24 protein-coding genes are annotated in these 20,346 nt (G+C 40.6%); 10 read left to right on the top strand and 14 right to left on the bottom strand.

Going from position 1 to position 20,346, the window contains the following annotated elements; genetic code table 11:
* Positions 1–79 precede the first annotated feature (79 nt).
* Positions 80–790 carry a carboxy-S-adenosyl-L-methionine synthase CmoA gene (cmoA, locus tag SHALO_RS08660; RefSeq protein WP_069478179.1) on the top strand — a complete coding sequence of 237 codons (711 nt, stop codon included), beginning with the start codon at positions 80–82 and terminating at the stop codon, positions 788–790.
* A 15-nt stretch (positions 791–805) separates the two neighbouring features.
* Here the strand turns inward: cmoA and SHALO_RS08655 are convergent, their stop codons facing one another.
* Genes SHALO_RS08655 through SHALO_RS08640 form a run of 4 tightly spaced genes read right to left on the bottom strand, consistent with a single transcriptional unit; the run spans position 806 to position 4,753 of the window.
* On the bottom strand, positions 806–1,075 hold the full coding sequence (locus SHALO_RS08655) for a hypothetical protein (RefSeq protein ID WP_069478178.1): 270 nt from the start codon (positions 1,073–1,075) through the stop codon (positions 806–808).
* Between the two features lie 2 nt (positions 1,076–1,077).
* Positions 1,078–2,103, bottom strand: a complete 1,026-nt coding sequence (locus tag SHALO_RS08650) for a DHH family phosphoesterase (RefSeq protein WP_069478177.1) — start codon at positions 2,101–2,103, stop codon at positions 1,078–1,080.
* Between the two features lie 43 nt (positions 2,104–2,146).
* Positions 2,147–4,339 (bottom strand): flagellar biosynthesis protein FlhA, encoded by a 2,193-nt coding sequence (flhA, locus tag SHALO_RS08645; RefSeq protein WP_069478176.1) that lies wholly within the window; start codon positions 4,337–4,339, stop codon positions 2,147–2,149.
* 9 nt (positions 4,340–4,348) lie between these two features.
* Positions 4,349–4,753, bottom strand: coding sequence for an RrF2 family transcriptional regulator (locus SHALO_RS08640; protein ID WP_069478175.1), 405 nt, complete (start codon positions 4,751–4,753; stop codon positions 4,349–4,351).
* Positions 4,754–4,993: 240 nt separating this feature from the next.
* On the opposite strand from SHALO_RS08640, the gene rpsO reads away from it, so the two are divergent.
* From rpsO to SHALO_RS15385, 3 genes are all read left to right on the top strand, one after another.
* The gene (gene rpsO / locus SHALO_RS08635) at positions 4,994–5,272 is read left to right on the top strand and encodes a 30S ribosomal protein S15 (RefSeq protein WP_025345067.1); all 279 of its coding nucleotides are present in this window, start codon (positions 4,994–4,996) and stop codon (positions 5,270–5,272) included.
* A gap of 321 nt (positions 5,273–5,593) precedes the next feature.
* Positions 5,594–5,842 (top strand): helix-turn-helix domain-containing protein, encoded by a 249-nt coding sequence (locus tag SHALO_RS08630; RefSeq protein ID WP_025345066.1) that lies wholly within the window; start codon positions 5,594–5,596, stop codon positions 5,840–5,842.
* Positions 5,839–6,009, top strand: a complete 171-nt coding sequence (locus SHALO_RS15385) for a hypothetical protein (protein WP_168156750.1) — start codon at positions 5,839–5,841, stop codon at positions 6,007–6,009. Before SHALO_RS08630 ends, SHALO_RS15385 begins: the two co-directional genes overlap by 4 nt.
* Here the strand turns inward: SHALO_RS15385 and SHALO_RS15645 are convergent.
* Positions 5,999–6,124, bottom strand: coding sequence for a hypothetical protein (locus SHALO_RS15645; protein WP_274532256.1), 126 nt, complete (start codon positions 6,122–6,124; stop codon positions 5,999–6,001). The genes SHALO_RS15385 and SHALO_RS15645 overlap by 11 nt on opposite strands.
* Positions 6,125–6,177: 53 nt before the next feature.
* On the opposite strand from SHALO_RS15645, the gene SHALO_RS08625 reads away from it, so the two are divergent.
* Genes SHALO_RS08625 through dnaK form a run of 3 tightly spaced genes read left to right on the top strand, consistent with a single transcriptional unit; the run spans position 6,178 to position 9,461 of the window.
* The gene (locus tag SHALO_RS08625) at positions 6,178–6,981 is read left to right on the top strand and encodes an HrcA family transcriptional regulator (RefSeq protein ID WP_069478174.1); all 804 of its coding nucleotides are present in this window, start codon (positions 6,178–6,180) and stop codon (positions 6,979–6,981) included.
* A 3-nt stretch (positions 6,982–6,984) separates the two neighbouring features.
* Positions 6,985–7,551, top strand: a complete 567-nt coding sequence (grpE, locus tag SHALO_RS08620; protein WP_084010831.1) for a nucleotide exchange factor GrpE — start codon at positions 6,985–6,987, stop codon at positions 7,549–7,551.
* 23 nt (positions 7,552–7,574) lie between these two features.
* Positions 7,575–9,461 (top strand): molecular chaperone DnaK, encoded by a 1,887-nt coding sequence (gene dnaK, locus SHALO_RS08615; RefSeq protein WP_069478173.1) that lies wholly within the window; start codon positions 7,575–7,577, stop codon positions 9,459–9,461.
* A gap of 54 nt (positions 9,462–9,515) precedes the next feature.
* On the opposite strand, the gene ppk2 is transcribed toward dnaK, so the two are convergent.
* The gene (gene ppk2 / locus SHALO_RS08610) at positions 9,516–10,430 is read right to left on the bottom strand and encodes a polyphosphate kinase 2 (protein ID WP_084010829.1); all 915 of its coding nucleotides are present in this window, start codon (positions 10,428–10,430) and stop codon (positions 9,516–9,518) included.
* 79 nt (positions 10,431–10,509) lie between these two features.
* On the opposite strand from ppk2, the gene dsbD reads away from it, so the two are divergent.
* On the top strand, positions 10,510–12,249 hold the full coding sequence (gene dsbD, locus SHALO_RS08605; RefSeq protein WP_084010827.1) for a protein-disulfide reductase DsbD: 1,740 nt from the start codon (positions 10,510–10,512) through the stop codon (positions 12,247–12,249).
* Entirely contained in the window at positions 12,250–12,540 is a 291-nt protein-coding gene (locus tag SHALO_RS08600; protein WP_069478172.1) for a hypothetical protein, read from the top strand.
* A 26-nt stretch (positions 12,541–12,566) separates the two neighbouring features.
* Here SHALO_RS08600 and SHALO_RS08595 read toward each other — a convergent pair whose 3' ends face one another.
* From SHALO_RS08595 to SHALO_RS08565, 7 genes are all read right to left on the bottom strand, one after another.
* Positions 12,567–13,097 carry a DUF2207 domain-containing protein gene (locus SHALO_RS08595; protein WP_069478171.1) on the bottom strand — a complete coding sequence of 177 codons (531 nt, stop codon included), beginning with the start codon at positions 13,095–13,097 and terminating at the stop codon, positions 12,567–12,569.
* Positions 13,098–13,126: 29 nt separating this feature from the next.
* Positions 13,127–13,831 carry a 3-deoxy-manno-octulosonate cytidylyltransferase gene (gene kdsB / locus SHALO_RS08590; RefSeq protein ID WP_069478170.1) on the bottom strand — a complete coding sequence of 235 codons (705 nt, stop codon included), beginning with the start codon at positions 13,829–13,831 and terminating at the stop codon, positions 13,127–13,129.
* The gene (gene thrC, locus SHALO_RS08585) at positions 13,828–15,324 is read right to left on the bottom strand and encodes a threonine synthase (protein ID WP_069478169.1); all 1,497 of its coding nucleotides are present in this window, start codon (positions 15,322–15,324) and stop codon (positions 13,828–13,830) included. The genes kdsB and thrC overlap by 4 nt, the downstream gene beginning before the upstream one ends.
* Positions 15,325–15,337: 13 nt before the next feature.
* Positions 15,338–16,156: an acetylglutamate kinase gene (argB, locus tag SHALO_RS08580; protein WP_238585321.1), complete on the bottom strand. Its 819-nt coding sequence runs from the start codon at positions 16,154–16,156 to the stop codon at positions 15,338–15,340.
* 66 nt (positions 16,157–16,222) lie between these two features.
* Positions 16,223–17,161 carry a tetraacyldisaccharide 4'-kinase gene (locus tag SHALO_RS08575; RefSeq protein WP_238585221.1) on the bottom strand — a complete coding sequence of 313 codons (939 nt, stop codon included), beginning with the start codon at positions 17,159–17,161 and terminating at the stop codon, positions 16,223–16,225.
* The gene (locus SHALO_RS08570; protein ID WP_069478166.1) at positions 17,154–18,287 is read right to left on the bottom strand and encodes a DegT/DnrJ/EryC1/StrS family aminotransferase; all 1,134 of its coding nucleotides are present in this window, start codon (positions 18,285–18,287) and stop codon (positions 17,154–17,156) included. Before SHALO_RS08570 ends, SHALO_RS08575 begins: the two co-directional genes overlap by 8 nt.
* Positions 18,288–18,296: 9 nt before the next feature.
* Positions 18,297–19,064: an NAD+ synthase gene (locus SHALO_RS08565; RefSeq protein WP_069478165.1), complete on the bottom strand. Its 768-nt coding sequence runs from the start codon at positions 19,062–19,064 to the stop codon at positions 18,297–18,299.
* A gap of 134 nt (positions 19,065–19,198) precedes the next feature.
* Here SHALO_RS08565 and SHALO_RS08560 point away from each other — a divergent pair, with 134 nt between their 5' ends.
* On the top strand, positions 19,199–19,795 hold the full coding sequence (locus SHALO_RS08560) for an MBL fold metallo-hydrolase (protein ID WP_069479383.1): 597 nt from the start codon (positions 19,199–19,201) through the stop codon (positions 19,793–19,795).
* On the opposite strand, the gene SHALO_RS08555 is transcribed toward SHALO_RS08560, so the two are convergent.
* Entirely contained in the window at positions 19,787–20,332 is a 546-nt protein-coding gene (locus SHALO_RS08555; protein WP_084010825.1) for a PaaI family thioesterase, read from the bottom strand. The two genes, SHALO_RS08560 and SHALO_RS08555, sit on opposite strands and share 9 nt — an antisense overlap.
* Positions 20,333–20,346: the final 14 nt, after the last annotated feature.

Below are 20,346 nucleotides of genomic sequence, written 5' to 3'. Positions count from 1 at the left end.
AGTATAAGAAGAGAATGCTTAATACTAACTAATTTTTGTTATAATTGAAAAGAATTTTATGGGATGGATATGGATTGTAATGGACAAAGTATTTACGAAACCGATTACCAAACAATTTGAGTTTGATGAAGATGTTGCAGTCGTTTTTGACGACATGCTTGAGCGCTCAATTCCTTTTTATAAAGAGGTCATTGCGCTTACATGTAAAACGATTTGTCACCATGTAAAAGAGGGTGCGCATATTGTTGACCTTGGGTGTTCAACCGCCAATACACTGCTGGCTTTGCATAAAAAAAGCGATAAAAGCTACCACCTCTTAGGCATCGATAATGCTGAAGCGATGTTGCATCTTGCCCGCCAAAAGGTGCATGCGTATGGGGCAAATATAGATTTAGAACACGCAGACATCACACACGTAGCGCTTACATGTAAAGATGTCATTATTGCCAATTATATGCTTCAATTTATCCGTCCTCTGCAACGTGCTGCCTTTGTCGCTAAGCTGTACGATGCGCTCAATCCAAATGGTCTTTTTATTTTTAGCGAAAAGATTGTGTTTGAAGACAAAGTGCTCAATAAAGAGATGATTGATCTCTACTATGATTTTAAACGTGAACAAGGCTACAGTGACTTTGAAATCGCGCAGAAGCGAGAAGCGTTAGAGAACGTTTTGATTCCTTACACCGAAGATGAAAACAAAGCGATGCTGAGAAATGCAGGATTTGAGACGATCGAAGTTATTTTTAAATGGGGAAATTTCGCGACATTTATCGCTAAAAAAAAGGTGTAGAGAAATTCTCTACACTTAGGCTTTATGAAACAGTTTAGGGTTTTTGTTGCGGATGTATTCAATGACTTCGATGACCTCTTCAAAGCCCATCTCGCTGTCTTCATCTTCGTCTTCAAAGACTTCATCAAGCCCTTTTAGGTAAAGATCGATTGCCTTAGGCAGATCTTCTTTTTTAACACCTGCGAAGAAGAGGGCAGCGCCTAACATGTCAGCCAACTGCATCGCCATCTCTTCGACTTCAATCTCGGCTCGCTCTAACTCTTTTTTAAGGTCCTTGGCTTCCATGATTATCCTTTATTGGTGATGATGCTCATCACTTGTGATTTGATAGTATCATAGATAAAAGCATCTTTAAAATTGCTGAGAAGTCCACCGCTTGCATTGTGATGACCGCCACCATTGGCGATGTGTGCTGCCATCTTACTGACGTCGACTTTGCCGTTGGAGCGCAGGCTGATGGTCTTTTTCGAGGTGATGTCCATAAAGAAGTCTAGATCGGGATTGGCGGTTAAAAAGTCATTGCCGATGACCGAGACATTACCGATGTTGTAGGTGAGAATGCCTTTGTACTCTTTGTAGCTAATTTGCATTTTGTCTCTATTTTGCGTGAGTAAAATAACATTATAAGCGGAGACGAGGTTGCTCAGTGTATCGTTTTTGCTGGTTGTAAAAAATGACTTTTTAATCCCGTGTATGGCGTCGTCTAAAGCGATGTGTGCTTCTTTACATGTAAAGTACTCTTGAGCTTTAGAAAGTAGGGCAAAAATGTATTTGCTGTTCTCTTCAGGGAACATGATCTTATTGACCTCTCTAGCGCCACTGACAAGCCCCATACAGACTTTTCCTAATTCAAACTCAGGTTTATCCTCAAGCCAAATATCGACCGCATTAACGACGTCTACATAATGGCTAAGTTTTTCGTCTTTGCCATACAAAGCGCTGAAAAAATCATAGGTAATTTTGGTAGCACAACGGCTTGAATCAAGATAGTACCACTCAAAAGCATCCGCGCACTCTTGTCCTGTTTTGTGATGGTCGAGTACAAACATCATAATCTCTTTGTCGCAAATGCTCACTTTGGATTCAAACTCTTTGGCTTGATCCATTGTAAGATTGAGATCGGTGATAAGAATTACATGTTTTTGGGATTCTGAGCTTTGAATCGTGGCTAAAATTTGGTTGAAACACTCGTTGATCTCTTTGCCGTAATTGGAGTTATAAAATCGAATCGAATCAAAATAGTGCGCACTCACCATCTGGCAGCTGTAGCCATCTAAATCCGTGTGTGAGAGGTGGTGTAACGTGTAGTTCATAAAAATCCTTAATGCTGAATGGTTTGGTTTGTACTAGAAGGGCTTAGAGTTTTTCAATCTCTATGGCGCCCATCACTTCAAATTTGGAGCTTGAATCAATCTCTGCATGGGAGAGTACCACGATGTCGAGTCCAAATTTATCAAAAATATCAGAGAGCGGTTTGCGCAACAGTGGATCAACAATGATGACAACCGGTGCAATGCCTTTGTGAAGCAGCTTGGTTGCTTCGTCGCTGCTGGCTTTCACCAACGTGTTAATTTGCCCGATGTTAAGCACCAAATCGCGTACACCATCGCGTTCTCTCAGCGCATCCAAAAGCTTCTGCTCGGTTCCTGCATTAAACGTCAGAAGCCTTAGAACACCGTTATCATCTTTATATAGCTTAGTAATAACACGTGAAAGTTTGGCACGTACCTGCTCCACGATAATAGAGACATTTTTGGTCACTTCGGCTACATCACTGATCGTCTCAATAATGGTGAGAAGGTCTTTAATCGGAATTTTCTCACGAAGCAGTGCTTTAAGCACTTTTTGAATAAGCCCCACATTGGCAACTTTGAGACAATCGGTCACCACCACAGGATAATCTTTTTGAAGTTTATCAATAAGGCTTTGAACCTCTTGGCGTGTAAGAAGCTCTTCGGCATATTTTTTAATGAGTTCACTTAAATGTGTTGAAATCACCGTGGCTGGATCAACCGTCGTGTAACCTTTAATAATCGCATCTTCTTTGGCACTCGCCTCAATCCAAATGGCATCAAGCCCAAACGCAGGCTCTTTGGTAGGAATTCCTTGGACTTTATCGATGGTAAGTCCACTGTCCATCGCCATAAATTTATCAGGATAAATTTCGCCATTGCCGATCTCAATGCCTTTGAGCAAGAGTTGATAATGATTGGGCGTAAGGTGCAAGTTATCGCGAATCCTCACTTGTGGAATGAGGTATCCAAAATCGGATGCAATTTTACGGCGCATACTTTTAACCCTATCCAAAAGGTCGCCACCTTGTGCAGGATCAGCAAGTTTGATGAGTTGGTAACCCAAATCAAGTTCCAAAATTTCGAGTTTAAGAATGTCATTAAGGGTCGTCTCTTCTTCTTTACGAAGCTCTTCAGGCGTCTTTTTAGGTGCTTGAGCACTTTGTGCTTTACTGTCTGCTTCTTGTTTGGCTTTTTGCATCGCAAGAGGAGTTGAAGCGAAGAATTTTTGGAAGGAAAAACTGCCATCATTGGTCTGTTTAACCAGGTACCCAAGTCCTACGAAAATGAGCCCAACAAACATTAATGAGAGCGTTGGAAGCCCTGGAACCAGTGCAAATAGAACCAAAATAAAGCCTACGATGAGCAGTGTTCTATGCTCTCCAAAGAGTTGTTCAACGGCACCATCGGAGAAGCTGACGTCATCTGCTTTATTCGCTCTTGTGATCAAAATACCCGTTGCCGTTGATGTAATCAAGGCAGGAAGTTGCGAAACCAAACCATCGCCAATGGTGAGAATTGTATAGGTTTGCGCACTGACAGCAAGTTCCAGCCCATGTTGAAAAGAACCGATGAGAAAACCACCAATAATGTTAATAATCGTGATGATGATACCAGCAACGGCATCACCCTTAACAAACTTACTCGAACCGTCCATCGCACCGTAAAAGTTTGCCTCTTGGATAATCTCTTCACGACGCTTGCGCGCGGTTTTTTCATCAATCAAACCCGCATTAAGATCGGCGTCAATTGCCATCTGTTTACCCGGCATCGCATCGAGTGTAAAACGTGCTGCAACCTCTGCAACCCTCGTGGAACCTTTGGTAATAACCATAAAGTTAATTAAGACAAGAATCGTAAAGACAACAACACCAATGACATAATTGCCCCCGACGACGAATTGCCCAAAGCTAGAGACAATTTCACTTACGGCGTCAGGCCCTAAATGTCCGTTCGTCAAGATCATTCTGGTGGTCGCAATGTTCAACGAAAGCCTAAAGAGCGTAATGATCAAAATAAGTGTCGGAAAGGTTGAGAGATCCGTGGGCTTTGGGATATAAAGCGAAATCAGGATGATCAAAACCGAAATAGAGAGCGAAATAACCAAGAAAAAATCGAGTATAGCACTGGGAAGTGGAACGATAATAATCGCCATAATAGAGACGATAAAAACAACAACTGTAAGATCTTTTGCTTTGACAATAGGCTCTAAATAAGGAATGATCCTTGATAGTAGCGCATTTTGATTTTTAGCCAATCAACACCCTTAAATTTCAATAATATCTTTAAGTGTCATAGTATCTAAAAATAGATCAATTTTTGTTTGAAGCTTATTGAGAATAGGCCAAACACGACAATACGTTCCCTTGCCACCAGGGCATTTTTGGGTTGAAGGCGAGCATTCAAAAACCATCGTTTGCTTTTTCTCAGCACACTCTACGATCATTTTCAACGTCAGCTCTTCAGGTTTTTTGGCGAGTAAAAAACCACCATGAGCTCCCTTAAAAGAGCTTAAAATGTTCTCTTTGGCTAATGCTTGAAGGATTTTGGCTAAAAAGCTTTTAGAAATACCGAGTTGGCTGGAGAGTGTATCGACATCTTGTGGGGTATTTTTTTGAGAAATAAGAATTAATGATAGCAGTGCATATTCACTGGCTTTGGTTAATAGCATGGGTTTTCCTCAAATATTCTAGGTTAAATAAGAGAAATATTGTACTAAATAAACGTTATATTTAGCTTTAATTACGAAGATAATTCCTAAAGGCTGGAGAGACTTGAAGTTGTGCTAAGAGGCTCTTTGCAAAGACAAACGATACGGCTGAACGTAGAGATAGACAATTTTACTTTTTTTAGCTACAATTCCAAGCTTTTGTATAAAAGCAAAAAATCAAATACCAATCAGGAGGTCATTATGGCTTTAGGTTCGGCGGAAAAACAAGTAATTGTTAGTCAGTTTGGCAGAAAAGAGGGAGACACAGGTTCTCCAGAGGTACAAATCGCGCTTCTTTCAAAAAGAATTGTTGATTTAACAGGACATCTTCAGAGTAATAAAAAAGATCACTCTTCAAGATTAGGACTTCTTAAACTCGTTGGTCAACGTAAACGATTGATGAAATATCTTAAACGTACAGATTTTGTGACTTACAGCAAAATCATTAAAGAGCTTTCTATTAGAGATAATAAAAAATAGTCAGTGCTTTACACGTAGGGTGGAAATTCCATCCTACACCTCTTTTTCTCTTCCTTTCATCCCCTTTTTTCTTTTACATGTAAATATTTTTAGCTTCTCCTTTTTCATACATTACTTTCACAGTCATTCTTTTCTGTTTTTTATATTTATACGAAAAACCGTATGAATATAAACATTAAATGAGTAAAATATTTAAATAAAAGTATTTTTTAACAAAATAATGTGTTAAAAACGTAGTAAAACGTTATTTTTTAGATATAATAACTTATAAAAACATCGTATTTATGTATAATTAAACCAGCCTTAGCTAGAATCCTATACATGAAAACAAACGATATTTTTAATCTCCTTCATAATGCTGTTGAGTCTAAATTTTTAGGCAAGAAGATTTCTCAGCGTGAGATGGCAGATAAATTGGGTGTATCGATGCGAACGTATCAAGACTGGAAACTTGGTAATTCTCAGCCACAAGCTGCATCCGCCATTTTTAAAATGCTTGGAGAGTTAGATGAAGGCGATGCTCTTCGTTTAATTCAACGCATATCACACGAACTAAAGGATGAAAAATGAGTACGTTGTCCCAAAACGAAAGACAAGCTTTAAATGACATCTTTACCGCCATTACGGAAAAAGAGACCTTTTTTTCCAAGCTCAAAGAGAGCAAAAGTGAGATCAAGCACTTTTTTAAACTCCTGATCATGCGCAATAGAAAACGCCTCAAACATCCTATTCGCTAATCGTTCCTTCTTCTTTTTTCTCTTCTAACGCACTACTCCTATGCCCTGTTACATCACCTTCTTCTTTACATGTAAACCTGTACGTGTTCTCTTTTTGACCATTACTTGACAACATCACACTCAATGTTGTATAATTTTCCAAGCAATTAAACATGAAGAGTGCTAAAAATGAAAAAACCTTCGAAGCAAGAGTTGATTTTAGATGCCATCATTCAAACCTATCTGAAATCACGAATGCCTATCGGCTCCTCCGAATTGCAGATGAAGATGACCCTTGGTATATCGCCTTCGACCATACGCATTTACTTTAAAAAGCTCTCTGATGTAGGCTCACTTGAGCAGTTACATGTAAGCGGTGGACGGGTTCCAACGCATCAAGCGTTGATGGGATATTGGCAAGAAAAACTCGACCTCACACAGCCTTTAGCGATCAAAAATATCGATAAAATCAAACGCTCAACCCATGAACACAATCTTTTTTGCATTGTTGAAAAAACAGCCAATACCCCCTTTAAAGAGTTGGTAACGGTGCAAAATCGCTTTTTGATTTTAGTGTTTGATGAGCATGAGGTTGTTTTAAAGTTTAATGCTAAAGTGGAGCAATTTTTACAACGCCTTGTTGGGTGTCAAATGCGTGAACTCAAAGACATTTCAGCGCAAGTTGGGTTGTATGAGTTGCACGAAAAACTCTCCTCTATTTTTTCGCAAGCACCGATTTTAAGAGAAGGCGAGAAAGAGATGTACTCCATTGCACACGAGCTCCAAAACGAGGCGTTTATCCAACGGTTTCAAACGCTTCATTTTGTAGAATCTATGTTAGATGGACTCTACTTTGATGGCTTTGTTCCGCAAGGGTGCATGGCGATCAAACAAAAAGCACAGCTTAAAGATGAAGATACAACAGTAGACCTTTTCTGTTTTGGTCGCATCGAGAGTGATTTTGAAGACTTTTTTAATCAAGTTAAGGAGTAAAACGTGGATGAAAAACTAAAAGAGGAACAGAGTGTTTCTGATATTTCTGCCGAGATAGTTCCTGAGTGTTCTGAAAATGATGAAGAGCTAGCGTGTGAATGCGAGCAAAAAAGCGAACTTGAAGAGCTCCAATCCAAAGTGGCGGAACTTGAAGATCGGTATTTACGAGCCAACGCTGATTTTGACAATATGAAACGACGTTTGGAAAAAGAGAAAATGCAAGCGATTTCCTATGCACACGAAGTCTTTGCACGCGATCTTTTACCTGTCATTGACTCTTTGGAAATGGCAATTTTAGCAGGAAGCAACACGGAGATTGAAAGTGGTGAGCTTCTTGGTAAGGTCAAAGAGGGTTTAGGGTTAACCATTGAGCAGTTTAGAAAAGCTTTTGAAAAACATGGTGTTGAATTAGTTGCAATTGATGGAACATTTGATCCAAACTTCCATGAAGCGGTTATGCAGTTAGAGAGTGAAGAAAAAGGTTCAGGTGAAATTTTGCAGGTTTTCCAAAAAGGCTACAAAATCAAAGATCGTATTTTAAGACCAGCGATGGTCAGTATTGTTAAATAAATCAAATATATAAAGGATAAAAAATGGGAAAAGTTATAGGAATTGATCTAGGAACTACAAACTCATGTGTCTCTGTATACGAGCGCGGAGAGAGCAAAGTTATTCCTAATAAAGAGGGTAAAAACACAACACCTTCTGTGGTTGCATTTACCGATAAAGAAGAGGTTTTGGTCGGTGATACGGCGAAACGTCAAGCAGTTACCAACCCAAAAAGAACCATTTATTCTATTAAGAGAATTATGGGTCTTATGAGCAACGAAGACAAAGCAAACGAAGCTAAAAAACGTCTTCCGTATGCAGTTGTTGATCGAAATGGTGCCTGCGCGATTGAGATTGATGGTAAAGTCTATACACCCCAAGAGATCAGCGCAAAAGTTTTGATGAAACTTAAAGAAGATGCCGAAGCGTATCTTGGTGAAGAGGTAACAGACGCTGTTATTACCGTTCCTGCGTACTTTAATGATAGCCAAAGAAAAGCGACAAAAGAAGCTGGTACAATTGCTGGCTTAAATGTTCTTCGTATTATCAACGAGCCAACAGCAGCGGCTTTGTCTTACGGTTTAGATAAAAAAGAGGCTGAAAAAATCGTTGTTTATGACTTGGGTGGTGGAACATTTGACGTTACCGTTCTTGAGACAGGCGACAATGTTGTTGAAGTTTTAGCAACGGGTGGTGACGCTTTCTTAGGTGGTGATGACTTCGATAACAGACTTATCGACTGGTTGGTTGCTGAGTTTAAAAATGACAATGGCATCGACCTTAAATCAGACGTTATGGCACTTCAAAGACTTAAAGAAGCAGCTGAAAATGCAAAAAAAGAGCTTTCTTCTTCCAATGAGACAGAGGTAAACTTACCGTTTATTACCGCCGATGCAACAGGTCCTAAACACTTGGTTAAAAAACTCACACGTGCAAAATTTGAGTCTATGATCGAAGATTTAGTCGCACTTACGATTAAAAAAATCAAAGAAGTTGTCAATGATTCTGACCTTAAAAAAGGCGAAATCAAAGAGATCGTTATGGTCGGTGGATCAACGCGTGTTCCTTTGGTTCAACAAAAAGTAAAAGAGTTTTTTGAAAAAGAGCTTAACAAATCTGTGAACCCTGATGAAGTTGTAGCGATTGGTGCTGCGATTCAAGGTGCGGTTATCAAGGGTGATGTTAAAGATATTCTTCTTTTAGACGTTACGCCTTTAAGCCTTGGTATTGAGACTTTGGGTGGTGTTATGACCAAACTGATTGAAAAAGGTACAACGATCCCTGTCAAAAAATCTCAAGTGTTCTCCACAGCGGAAGATAACCAACCAGCGGTTACGATTCATGCCTTACAAGGTGAGCGTGAGTTTGCACGAGATAATAAATCACTCGGTCAATTTAACCTTGAGAGCATCCCACCAGCCCCTCGTGGTGTTCCACAAATTGAAGTTGCGTTTGACATCGATGCGAATGGTATCTTAACCGTTTCGGCCAAAGATAAAGCAACGGGTAAAGTTCAAGAGATCAAAATCTCTGGTAGTTCAGGACTGGATGACGCTGAGATCGAGAAAATGGTTAAAGATGCAGAGCTTCACAAAGAAGAAGACAAAAAACGCAAAGAAGCAGTTGAAGCTAGAAATCAAGCCGATGCACTGGCTCACCAAACAGAGAAATCATTAGGTGAAATGGGCGATGCGATTAGCGCTGAAGATAAAGCAAAAATCGAAGCAGAGCTTAAAGCGCTTAAAGATGTTCTTACCAATGAGAGTGCTACCAAAGAAGAGATTGATGCGAAAGTCAAATCTTTGAGCGAAGCGAGTCATAAACTCGCGGAAGCAATGTACAAAAAAGATCAAGGTGAAGCAGGTGCAGCTGGCGGTGAGAAACCAAAAGCTAAAAAAGATGACGATGTCATCGACGCTGAAGTCGAGTAAAAAACGCTTAATGACCTAGCCACTTGGCTAGGTCCGCCTTCTTACATGTAAAGCTTATCCGTTTAAGTGTGAAAGATTTTCACTCGGTAAGCTCTTCTCCATAATCTCAATCTCCTGTTTTGCTGTACGAATAATGTCCTCTTCCATACGAAGGTGTTTTTTCTTGATTTTATCAGGGTACTCAACATTTTTTAAAATGTATTTGATGGTATTGAGGCGTGCTCTTTTTTTATCGTCTGAGAGGACGATGGTCCATGGGGCACGAGGGTTATTGGAGGCTAAGAGCATCGAGTATTTTGCCACGGTGTATTGATCCCACAACTCTTGCGATTTTTCATCCACAGGAGAGAGTTTGAACTGTTTGAGCGGGTCAGCTTTACGCTCATGAAATCGTTTGGCTTGCTCTTCTTTGCCCACAGAAAAGTAAAATTTAAAAAGTATAATGCCCGAATTGACCAACATGGTTTCAAATTTTGGCACTTCACGTAGAAATTCTTTATGTTCTTCTTGACTACAAAAGCCCATTACAGGCTCAACACCCGCTCTGTTATACCAAGACCTATCAAAAAGAACGATCTCTCCAGCGGAAGGTAAATGCGCCGTATAGCGTTGAAAATACCACTGAGAACGTTCAGTGTCAGAGGGTTTGGCAAGGGCTACAATGCGCGCACCCCTTGGATTGAGGTGCTCTGTGATACGTTTGATGGTTCCACCTTTGCCCGCAGCGTCACGTCCTTCGATGAGAATGAGCACTTTCAGCCCTTTATCTTTTACATGATTTTGAAATTTCAGCAGCTCAATTTGAAGACTCTTGAGCTCTTTTTCATATTTTAGTTCACTTTTTTTAACCCAAATTTGTACTTTATCGTCTTTCTCTTTGGCTACGATAAGCTCCTCATTTTGAAAGACAACCTTCTCTTTTTTCTTTTTGCCCACGGCCCGCTCCTGTTTTACATGTAAAAGTATCATACTCTAAAAATCGTTGTAATTTAAAAAACATTTAGGCTTCTTTGCTACAATAAAGAATTATTTTACCAAAGGTAGTTTTGTGAAACATACGATACGCTTTTTCTCTCTGTTTTTTCTCCTCGTGGTCACACTTTTTGGTGTTGAAAAACCCAAACTCTTAACGCCAGAAGAGGCTTTTAATGTCACCGCGACCCACAGTAACCAAGGTGTTATGATCAGCATTACGTTGGGTGAGAAAATTTATCTTTACGATGATAAAATTAGCTTAGAGCTTACGAAGCCTAAAACGCTTGATATGACACAATGGGTCGAGAGACCCAAAGCAGAGTATTTTCATGATACCCTAACACAACGTAAATCTTTTGAGCTTTTTGTACCTCAAAGTTTACTTGAAAATGAGGTCAAAAAAGGCAGTTTTACGCTCAGTTTTTCGTATCAAGGCTGTTCTGAGATGGGTATTTGCTATCAGCCCATTACCAAAGAGTTTACCTTTAAACTTAAAGGTGGCAGTGCTACGCCACTCTCGGAACAAGATTCGATTGCTCAAAGTTTTATGAGTGGTAATGTTGCGCTGGTACTGCTCAGTTTCTTTGGATTTGGACTTTTGCTCTCTTTAACACCATGTGTTTTTCCGATGATCCCCATTTTGTCTTCCATCATCGTTTCCCAACCGAGCGTCTCAATGAATGCCAAAAAAGGGTTTTGGCTCTCCTTGGTCTATGTGCTTGCGATGTCGTTGGCGTATACGATAGCAGGAGTTCTAGCGGCACTTTTTGGTGCAAACCTGCAAGCTTCGATGCAAAATCCTTGGATCATTGGTGTTTTCAGTGCCATCTTTGTGCTTCTAGCGCTTTCAATGTTTGGGTTTTATGAGCTTAAGATGCCAAGCTTCATTCAAAATAGGATCAATAAAAAAACAGGCGAAGCACAAGCCCAAGGTATTTTTGGCATTGCGGTGATGGGCTTTTTATCGGCATTGATCGTAGGACCTTGTGTCGCGGCTCCGCTTGCAGGCGCACTTATTTACATCGGACAAAGTGGCGATGCTCTTTTGGGTGGAAGTGCACTGTTTGTGATGAGTCTGGGTATGGGCGTTCCACTTCTGCTCATTGGCACAACGGCTGGGCGATATATGCCTCGTCCTGGTATGTGGATGCAAAACATTACCGCTTTTTTTGGCGTGATGCTTCTTGGCGTTGCGATTTGGATGCTCTCACGCATCATTCCTTCTTTTGTGAGCATGTCCTTGTGGGCAGTGCTGATCATTAGCAGTTCGATCTATTTTGGTGCGTTGGAGTCTTTTAGCGAGCAGACCAAAGGGTGGCAAAAAGTGCTCAAAAGCATTTTGTTTATGGCGCTTGTGTATGGTGTGGCACTATTAATCGGCTTTTTAAGCGGTGCTACCAATCCATTAGCCCCTTTTGAGAAGTTTACGGCAAAAGAGGGTGTCAGTGTCTCCACTTCTTCGACACTGTTTACAAAGATCAAAAATGTTGAAGAGCTCAATCTTGCGTTAAAAAATGCCCAAAAACCTGTGATGTTAGACTTTTACGCCGATTGGTGTGTGAACTGTGTTGAGTTTGAGCAGTTTACTTTTAGCGATTCACGTGTTAAAGCAAAGCTTGAAAAATTCACGCTTTTAAAAGCGGATGTGACCAAAAATAGCGATGACGATAAAGCATTGCAAAAAGCCTTTACAATTTATGGACCTCCTGCCATTTTATTTTTTAAAGAGGGCAAAGAGGTGAGCGAACTTCGTTTAGCAGGATTTAAAAATGCCGATGAATTTTTGGCGCATTTAGAAAAAGTAGGGATGTAAATGAAGGTTGTACTGATCGTTGATGTGGAAGGTTTGAACGAAAAAGCGGTGTTTGATAGACACCTTAAAAAAGAGGGGATTACGCCGATTGAGGGTGAAGTGTTTGCGTACGAGGGCAATACAACGACGCATCTGTTTAGCACGCGCGCCTTTATCTTGGAAGTGGTCGAAAAAGGGCTTAAAAAGTCAGGATTTCTTACATGTAAGATCATGTTTCAAGTGGGTGAAAACGAGATGGAAGCCTATCTTTTCAATCATGAAAACGATACGTTCGAGCAGGTAGCACTTTAAGAAAAAGGGCTTGAACCCTTTTTCTGTTATTTCTTCTTAAGAGGGCAACTCTTCTCAGTTTGAAATTCAAATTTTGCTTTATGGGGAAACATCAGTACAAATCCCAATAATGAGACAATACTAAGATTCATCAATGTTGCAAAATCCAATGTGACCAAAAATACAATGACGCCTAAAATCGCTATAACATTAAAAATGGCGATATGTACGAACATAATGGACGCATAGCGTGTTCTATAAAAGTTAAATTCATCGTCTTTGGTTTTAAATTTTTGCTCGCTTGCGGCTAGAAGCAGTTTTTTGTAGGAAGATTTAGCGTGGACATCGCCGCCTATAAAGATGATCGCCGCAAAGAGATAAAGCGCTGCATGAATGCTCATACCACTAAAGAGAGTGGTTTGTAAAATTTCTACGGTATAGGGTGATGTGTAGGTTTGCGTTACGACAAGCATGTAACCGATAAAAAGATAGACCACCAAGCTTGCCGCGATGATAAACCATCTCACCATCAGCGCATTTAAACTTTTTTGTGATTCGTCCGAAAGGGTATTTTGCATAGGTTTCCTTGAAATAAAATGGGTTAAATTTAACTAAAAAAAGCGAGTGCGCGTTCTAAATCTTCAGGCGTGTCGATGCCAAAACTTTGACTTTGCACTTCGACCATCGCAATGGAGTGCCCGTGGTAGATGGCACGCAGCTGCTCTAATTTTTCGATATGTTCAATTGGGGCGTAGGGAAGGGCACAAAATGTTTCAAGCGCATTTTTGCGAAATGCGTAAATGCCTAGATGCCCCAAATAGCCCTCAAATCCGCCTTCACGGTCATAGGGAATGGCACTTCTGGAAAAATAAATGGCGTTTCCATGGATGTCTAAAATGACTTTAACCAGGTTAGGATCTTTTACATGTAGAAGATCGATCTTTTTGCATGCACTGGTTATCATCGCTTCTGTCTTTTGAGCACGTTCAATCACACTTTTTACCACCGCTTCTTCGATGAACGGTTCATCAGCTTGGACATTGACAATGATCTCATCTTCAGGAAGATTCAGTTTTGAAGCGGCTTCATTGATGCGATCTGTTCCGCTTTGGTGGTTTTGCGATGTCAAAATCGCTTTAAAACCATGCTTTTGAGCGAGCTCTACGACTTCGTCTGTATCAGCGGCGATAGCGACATTATCGAGGTTTTGCACACGTTTTGCCGTGGCAATGACCATCGGAAGTCCGTGAATATCGGCTAAGATTTTACCAGGAAAACGCGTAGATGCAAGGCGCGCTGGGATAATAATCACTGACATTCCTTTTTACATGTAAGGTTCAAAAAATCAAAAATCTCCGCTTCGATGCCTTCTTTTTCGACGATTTTATCGTGAATCACAGGTTCATTAAACAGTGTACTGATGCACTCTGGAATCTTTACATGTAAAGAGGTGCTAATGCCTTCAAGTGCCTCTTTATCGCTGTATTTGACGCTATTTTGTTGGATGGCATTGAACATCGTTGGGGCAAATTTCGTCCATTCCGCGGTGGAGCAAAGCACACACGGAAGTGGCTTGGCTTTGAGCTCTTTGTAGGCTTTAAGACACGTTGCTGTGTGTGGATCCATGATGTAGCCTTGATCGGCGTAATGCTTGATTTGCTCTTTTCCAAAGGCGTCATCGGAGTAAACGGCTTCAAAATCTTCTTGTAGCTGTGCAAGCTCTTCTTTGCTTAGCGTATAAAATTTATTCTCTTTAAGCGAATCCATGAGTTCTTTGGTTCGCGCTGCACCCAATTTGTCAAACAAAACACGCTCGACATTGGATGAGATCAAAATATCCATCGCAGGGGAGGTTGTTTGAAGCAGACTTCGGTTGCGTAGATCGTACACACCTGTCGTGATAAGATCGGTGAGGATATTGTTGATGTTAGAAGCAATCAGAATTTTCTCAATCGGAAGACCCATCTTTTTCGCGTAATACGCTCCTAAAGCGTTACCAAAATTGCCACTAGGAATGATCGTATAAAAAGGTTTTCCCAGTTCGACTTTATCTTTTTTCAGCAACGCAACATAGGCGTAAATGTGGTAGATGATTTGGAAAATGATGCGTCCAAAATTGACCGAGTTAGCAGCACTGAGTTTAATTTCTTTCGCATTGAGCGCTTCTTTAAAGCTGGAAGATGCGAGTAAACTTTTGAGTGCATTTTGGGCATCGTCAAAATTGCCATGAATACCAATAATTTTAAGATTGGGGCTTTTTTGCGTCGTCATTTGAAGACGTTGTACATCGCTCGTTCCACCATCAGGGTAAAGACAGACGACTTTGATGTTAGGCTTATTGGCAAAGGTATCAAGCGTTGCAGGCCCTGTGTCGCCACTGGTTGCCGCCAAAATGAGGTACTGCTCATTGAGCTTTTGTGCAAGGTGAGAGAGAATGTAGCCAAAAGGTTGCAATGCCATATCTTTAAAGGCACGTGTTGGACCATGATAGAGTTCGTTCACAAAAAGGTCTTCTTCAATTTGAGACAGCGGTGTAGGCTCACTGGCATCATCAAACGTATCATACAATGCAACCGCTTTTTGCATGACTTCTTCTTCGATGTCAATGTTAAAGAGTCTTAAAATGTCCAGAGTGATCTCTTTGTAGCTTTTTTTTGAAGCTTTTTCTAAAAAGGTTGTGTCGATTTTAGGTAAATTTTCTGGCACATACAGTCCGCCAAAGCTTGCGCTTGGATTTAAGATAGCAAATGAAAAGGGAACTTTATTAGCTCTTTTCCCGTCATTACCTCTGGTTTCTATAAACATACAATTTCCTTCTTTATTCTTTAATGATCGTACCAATACCATCTTTGGTAAAAAGCTCTAATAAAATGGAGTGTTGAACTCTTCCATCAATGATGTGTGCGCATTCTACCCCACCTCTAATCGTTTCTAAGCAGGCGTCGAGTTTGGGAATCATGCCGCCGCTAATCGTGCCATCTTTTTTAAGCGCTTTGATTTTTGTTTTATCGAGGCTTGAAATGAGATTGCCTTCTTTATCAAGCACACCTGGGGTGTCGGTTAGAAAGATAATTTTTTTCGCTTTCATTGCCACAGCGATTTTACTCGCAGCGAGGTCCGCGTTGATGTTATACCCTGGATGATCCACATCATCACCTGCTGCAATGGGGGCAATAACAGGGATAAATTTTTCACGAATGAGGTGTTTGAGCACTTTTTTATCGATTTTGGTGATATTACCCACAAGCCCGTATTTGCCATCGTCCATCGGTTTTGCGTGGATAAAATTGGCATCTTTGCCCGTAATTCCAATCGCTTTAGCGCCATGGTGATTCAGAAGTGTGGTGATCTCTTTGTTGATGCTTCCGCTAAGCACCATTTCAACGACTTCCATCACTTGTTCATCCGTCACGCGAAGTCCGTCCACAAAGGTACTTTTGACTTCGAGTTTGTCTAAGAGGGCATTGATCTTTTTGCCACCGCCGTGAACAATGATTGGCTTAATGCCAACAAGATAGAGCAGAACAATATCTTTTGCAAACTGCTCTTTGAGTTCTGGGTTGATTTGTGCGGCACCACCGTATTTGATTACAATGGTTTTTTTATTGAAAAGTTTAATGTACGGCAGGGCGTCCATCAAGATTTGTGCTTGGTGTATTTTGTGTTGCACAGCAAATCCTTGTGTAAAGGTTAATCCCTTATTTTAGCGTTTAGGAGCTAAAAGTGTGTTGATTTTTGCGAGTGTTTCGGGGAAGATTTCAACTTCAAGTTTGAGAATGGAGAGCGGAATATCAAACGTTGCCATTTTGACAGCATCTTTTTGGGTGGTTAAAATCGTCGTGGCGTTGTGTTGTAAAAGGAGATTTTCAAGCTCTTTTTCAGTGTACATGTAATGGTCTTCAAAGCTGATTTTCCCAATGACATTCTCTGGAAGATACGCGTCTAAACGACTGGGTTTGGAGATAGCCGTAACCAAAAGCATGCGCTTGCTTGCGTTTAAGACTTCGACATGGCGCACAAAATCATTGCCTTCTGAGACAATCAGATCGGCAAATTTGTAAAGAAACCGTGGTTCTCGGTACGGTCCACTGGGTATGCAAAAGCTATTAGGTGGTTCGGGAACGGGTTTGAGGAGAATGTCGATCTTCGAGATATAACTTTTGGAAAAGCCATCGTCTAAAAAGATGATTTTCGCTCCTTTTTTTTTGGCAAAGCGAATCGCCTCGACACGGTCTTCACTCACAATCACTGTCGCGTCAGGGAGAGATTTTGCATACAGCATCGCTTCATCACCACTGGCTAAGGCATCGCACATAATTTGACCGTTATCGGAGACCAAAATAAGTCCATGCGATTTTCGTCCATAGCCTCGAAGAATGATGGCGATAGAGGAGTGTTCTTTGGCTAACGCGATACAAAATGGTGTTTTACCATTGCCTCCAACGGTAAGATTGCCAATGCTGACAATGGGTATGGTAAAAAAGAGTTTTCGTTTGCGATAGAAGAAGCGTTTGCCCAGAACAACGGCGCAATACACTGCACTAAGCGGGAGTAAAAGGTACGATAAAAGTCGTTGAAAAAAAGAGGTAGGGTAGAAGAGATAGGCTTCTACCCAGAGAACAAAACGTGAGCGGTTAAACACGGTTCTTAGCAATCTCTTTAATCTGTTCACAAATATGAAGCACATCTTTATCAGTTAGACTTGAGTAGATGGGGAGTGATAAAATTTGTTGGTAATTGCTCAGCGCTTTTGGAAAGTCATTGACGCGTAAGGTATATTTGTGTTTGTAGTAGCTCAAAAGGTGCAATGGAATGTAATGAAGCCCTGTGTAAATACCACGTTCTTTAAGCTCTTTTGCAAAGTTATCTCGGTTTTTGTCAATTTTAATAATGTACTGTGCATAAACGTGATCGCGTTTTTTAATCGGAGTGCTTACATGGGGGCACGAAGCGAGTTCGCGGTTATAAATGTCTGCAATTTCCATTCGACGTTCAATAAAGCTCTCATTTTTTTCCAATTGACCAATCGCGTATGCCGCATTAAGCTCATTAAGGTCGTATTTAAGACCAATATCAACCACATCATACACATACCCAAGGTTACCAAATTTATCCCAACCTTCGCCCACAAGTGCGTGGTTACGAAGCAAACGTGCACGCTCGGAGAGTTCAGGATCTTTGGTAGTCATCATTCCTGCACTGGAAACGGAATTATTGGATTGTGGATTGAAACGAAAGACGGTGATGTCTGCCTCTAATGAACCAATTTTTTTACCATTGTAGGTAGCACCAAGTGCGGCTGTGGCATCTTCGATAATTTTAATATCATAAATTTTAGCCAACTCATAAATACGCGCCATGTCCGTAGGTTGACCTGCAATATGGCTGATAAATGCCCCTTTGAGCTTTTTGGCTTTATTGTTTTTCAAAACGCTCTCAAGTTGGTCAATATCGATGTTAAAATCATCTTTGTCAATGTCTACAAAGATAGGCTCAGCATCAAAATGGCGCACAACCTCGGCAACGGAGGGGAACGCATTAACAGAGCAGATGATTTTATCACCGCGTTTAAGATCCAGAGCGCACATCGCAAGGTGCATCGCCGCTGTTCCGTTTACGGTAGAGATAGCGTCACCGCATCCTGTGTATTTTATAAACTCTTTTTCAAGGGTTTCAACTTTGTTTGCTTTTTCTAAATCCAAAACTTCATTGATAAGTGTCTTTTCTCTTTGGTCGATAAATGGTTTATAAAACGGTATTTCTCTCATAGTTATCCTTTATTTTACCGCTGACAAATCAGCAATGGTTGGAAGTTTTCCTTTAAAAAGATTACTTGCGATGCGCTCTAATGCCATTTCAACAAGCTCTTTCTCAAAACCAGAGGCAAGGAGGGCTTCTTTGTCTTTTCCCTCTTCAATGTGTGCGTACAGCACTTTATCAATCTGGGCATAACTAAATCCAAACTCGCCCTCATCACTTTGGTCTTCCCAAAGATCTGCGGAAGGTGCTTTGCTAAGGATGGAACTTGGAACACCAAGATAAGCTGCAAATTCAAAAATTTCGCTTTTATAGAGTCCGCCAATAGGATTGATCGCACACGCTAAATCGCCAAAAATAGTGCCGTATCCGAGCAAAATTTCACTTTTATTGCCCGTACCTAACACAAGCGCATTTTCACGTGCTGAAATATCGTAAAGAACCGACATACGCATACGTGCACTAAAATTACCAATGCGAAGTTTTGAAGCATCTTTTTTATCGTGAAAGTAGGTATCGACTAGAGGACCAACAGGAATTTTCTCGACCTTAATGCCAAATTTTTGGCAAAGCTCGCTCGCATGCTCTAAACTTGCACGACTTGAAGTCGACGCAGGAAGCATGATTCCTAGTAAATTATCACCAAAAGTTTTATGGGCAAGAATAGCAACAACAGCCGAATCTACGCCGCCGCTGATACCCAAAACCACTTTAGAAAAACCAGCTTTTTGCACCTCATCTTGAAGGAACTTAATTAAAAAATTTTCAATGGATTGGTATTTGTTCATCATGGTAACCTTATAAGCAATTTGAGCAACATTCCAATTATACTAAACTTAAAATTAATGCAATCTTTTAAGCTTCCAAAGCAAAATTAGATGAGTTGTGTTAAAATAAAAAAAACAATCAAAAGAAGTGAATGATGCAGATCAAAAGTAGAGCGTGTGGCGCTTATGGAACCAATTGTTACATCGTTACAATAGACGGCAAAGAGATTATTATTGACCCTGGAATGGAAGCGGCAGAATGGGTGTTAGCCCAGGTATCGCATCCTATTGCCATTTTAAATACGCACGGTCATTTTGACCATGTGTGGAGCAACGCAGCACTGGTAAAAGCGCTTCATATTCCTCTTTATGCCCCGATTGAGGACTGTTTTATGTTAGAGAGCGATCCTTTTATTCAAGGCACACCCGCAAGTTACGCCGATGTCAAAGTTGTGGGTGATCAACGCTTTGAACTAGAAGGTATTGTGGTGCAGTTTTTGCATTTTCCAGGACACACACCTGGCTGCAGTGCTATTTTAATTGGCAATACACTGTTTAGTGGAGATTTTATCTTTAAAAATTCGATTGGTCGGTATGATTTTCCCTATAGTAGCAGTGATCAAATGCGTCAAAGTTTGGAAAAATTCCTACAAATCGATGCAGATTGGGAAATTTTTCCAGGACATGGAGAAAGGACAACGCTTAAAGTTGAACAAAAAAATGTACCGTATTGGTTTAGTTTTTTAGGCTAAATCTTTGGGGTTGAAACTGGCTTGTAGCTCATCAATTTTTGTTTGAAGGATATGTTTCTCAAGTAAAACAGCTTGAAAGAGTCCTTCAAACACTTTGATTTCATTGATCATGCCAATCACTTTGATCTCGCGTTTACGCGCATCTTCAAAACGCCCTTTGGCTTCAAACGTGATTAGATCCCCCACTTTGGCAGGCGCAAAAAACTTTGAACGACAGCCAATGACAACGACATTGGGCTCATTCACAGCTGCCACGGCTGCATATTCTGCTGAACCAAAGAGAAACCCACTGTGAATCAGCCCAAACTCATCAACGCTCATATCATGAGTGGTTTGTAAAACAACTTTTGAGGTGTTTTTTGCCATGGCTACAAGATTGCCAACGAGAGTACTTTTAATTTTGAGATGGGTTTTAAGATTGTCATTTAAAAAATTGGCAGAATCAAGAGACGTGTCATCCAACAGTTCTAAGTCATCTTCAAAATTGGTGGTGTTATCGATCATATCTTTGACTAATCCCGCGTTATTCTTTGCCATAAAGCATCCTTGCT

It is taken from the genome of Sulfurospirillum halorespirans DSM 13726, from assembly GCF_001723605.1.
Taxonomy (GTDB): Bacteria; Campylobacterota; Campylobacteria; order Campylobacterales; family Sulfurospirillaceae; genus Sulfurospirillum; species Sulfurospirillum halorespirans.
The sequence above is the reverse complement of the archived record's forward strand: the minus strand, read 5'-3'. Positions and strand labels throughout refer to the sequence as shown.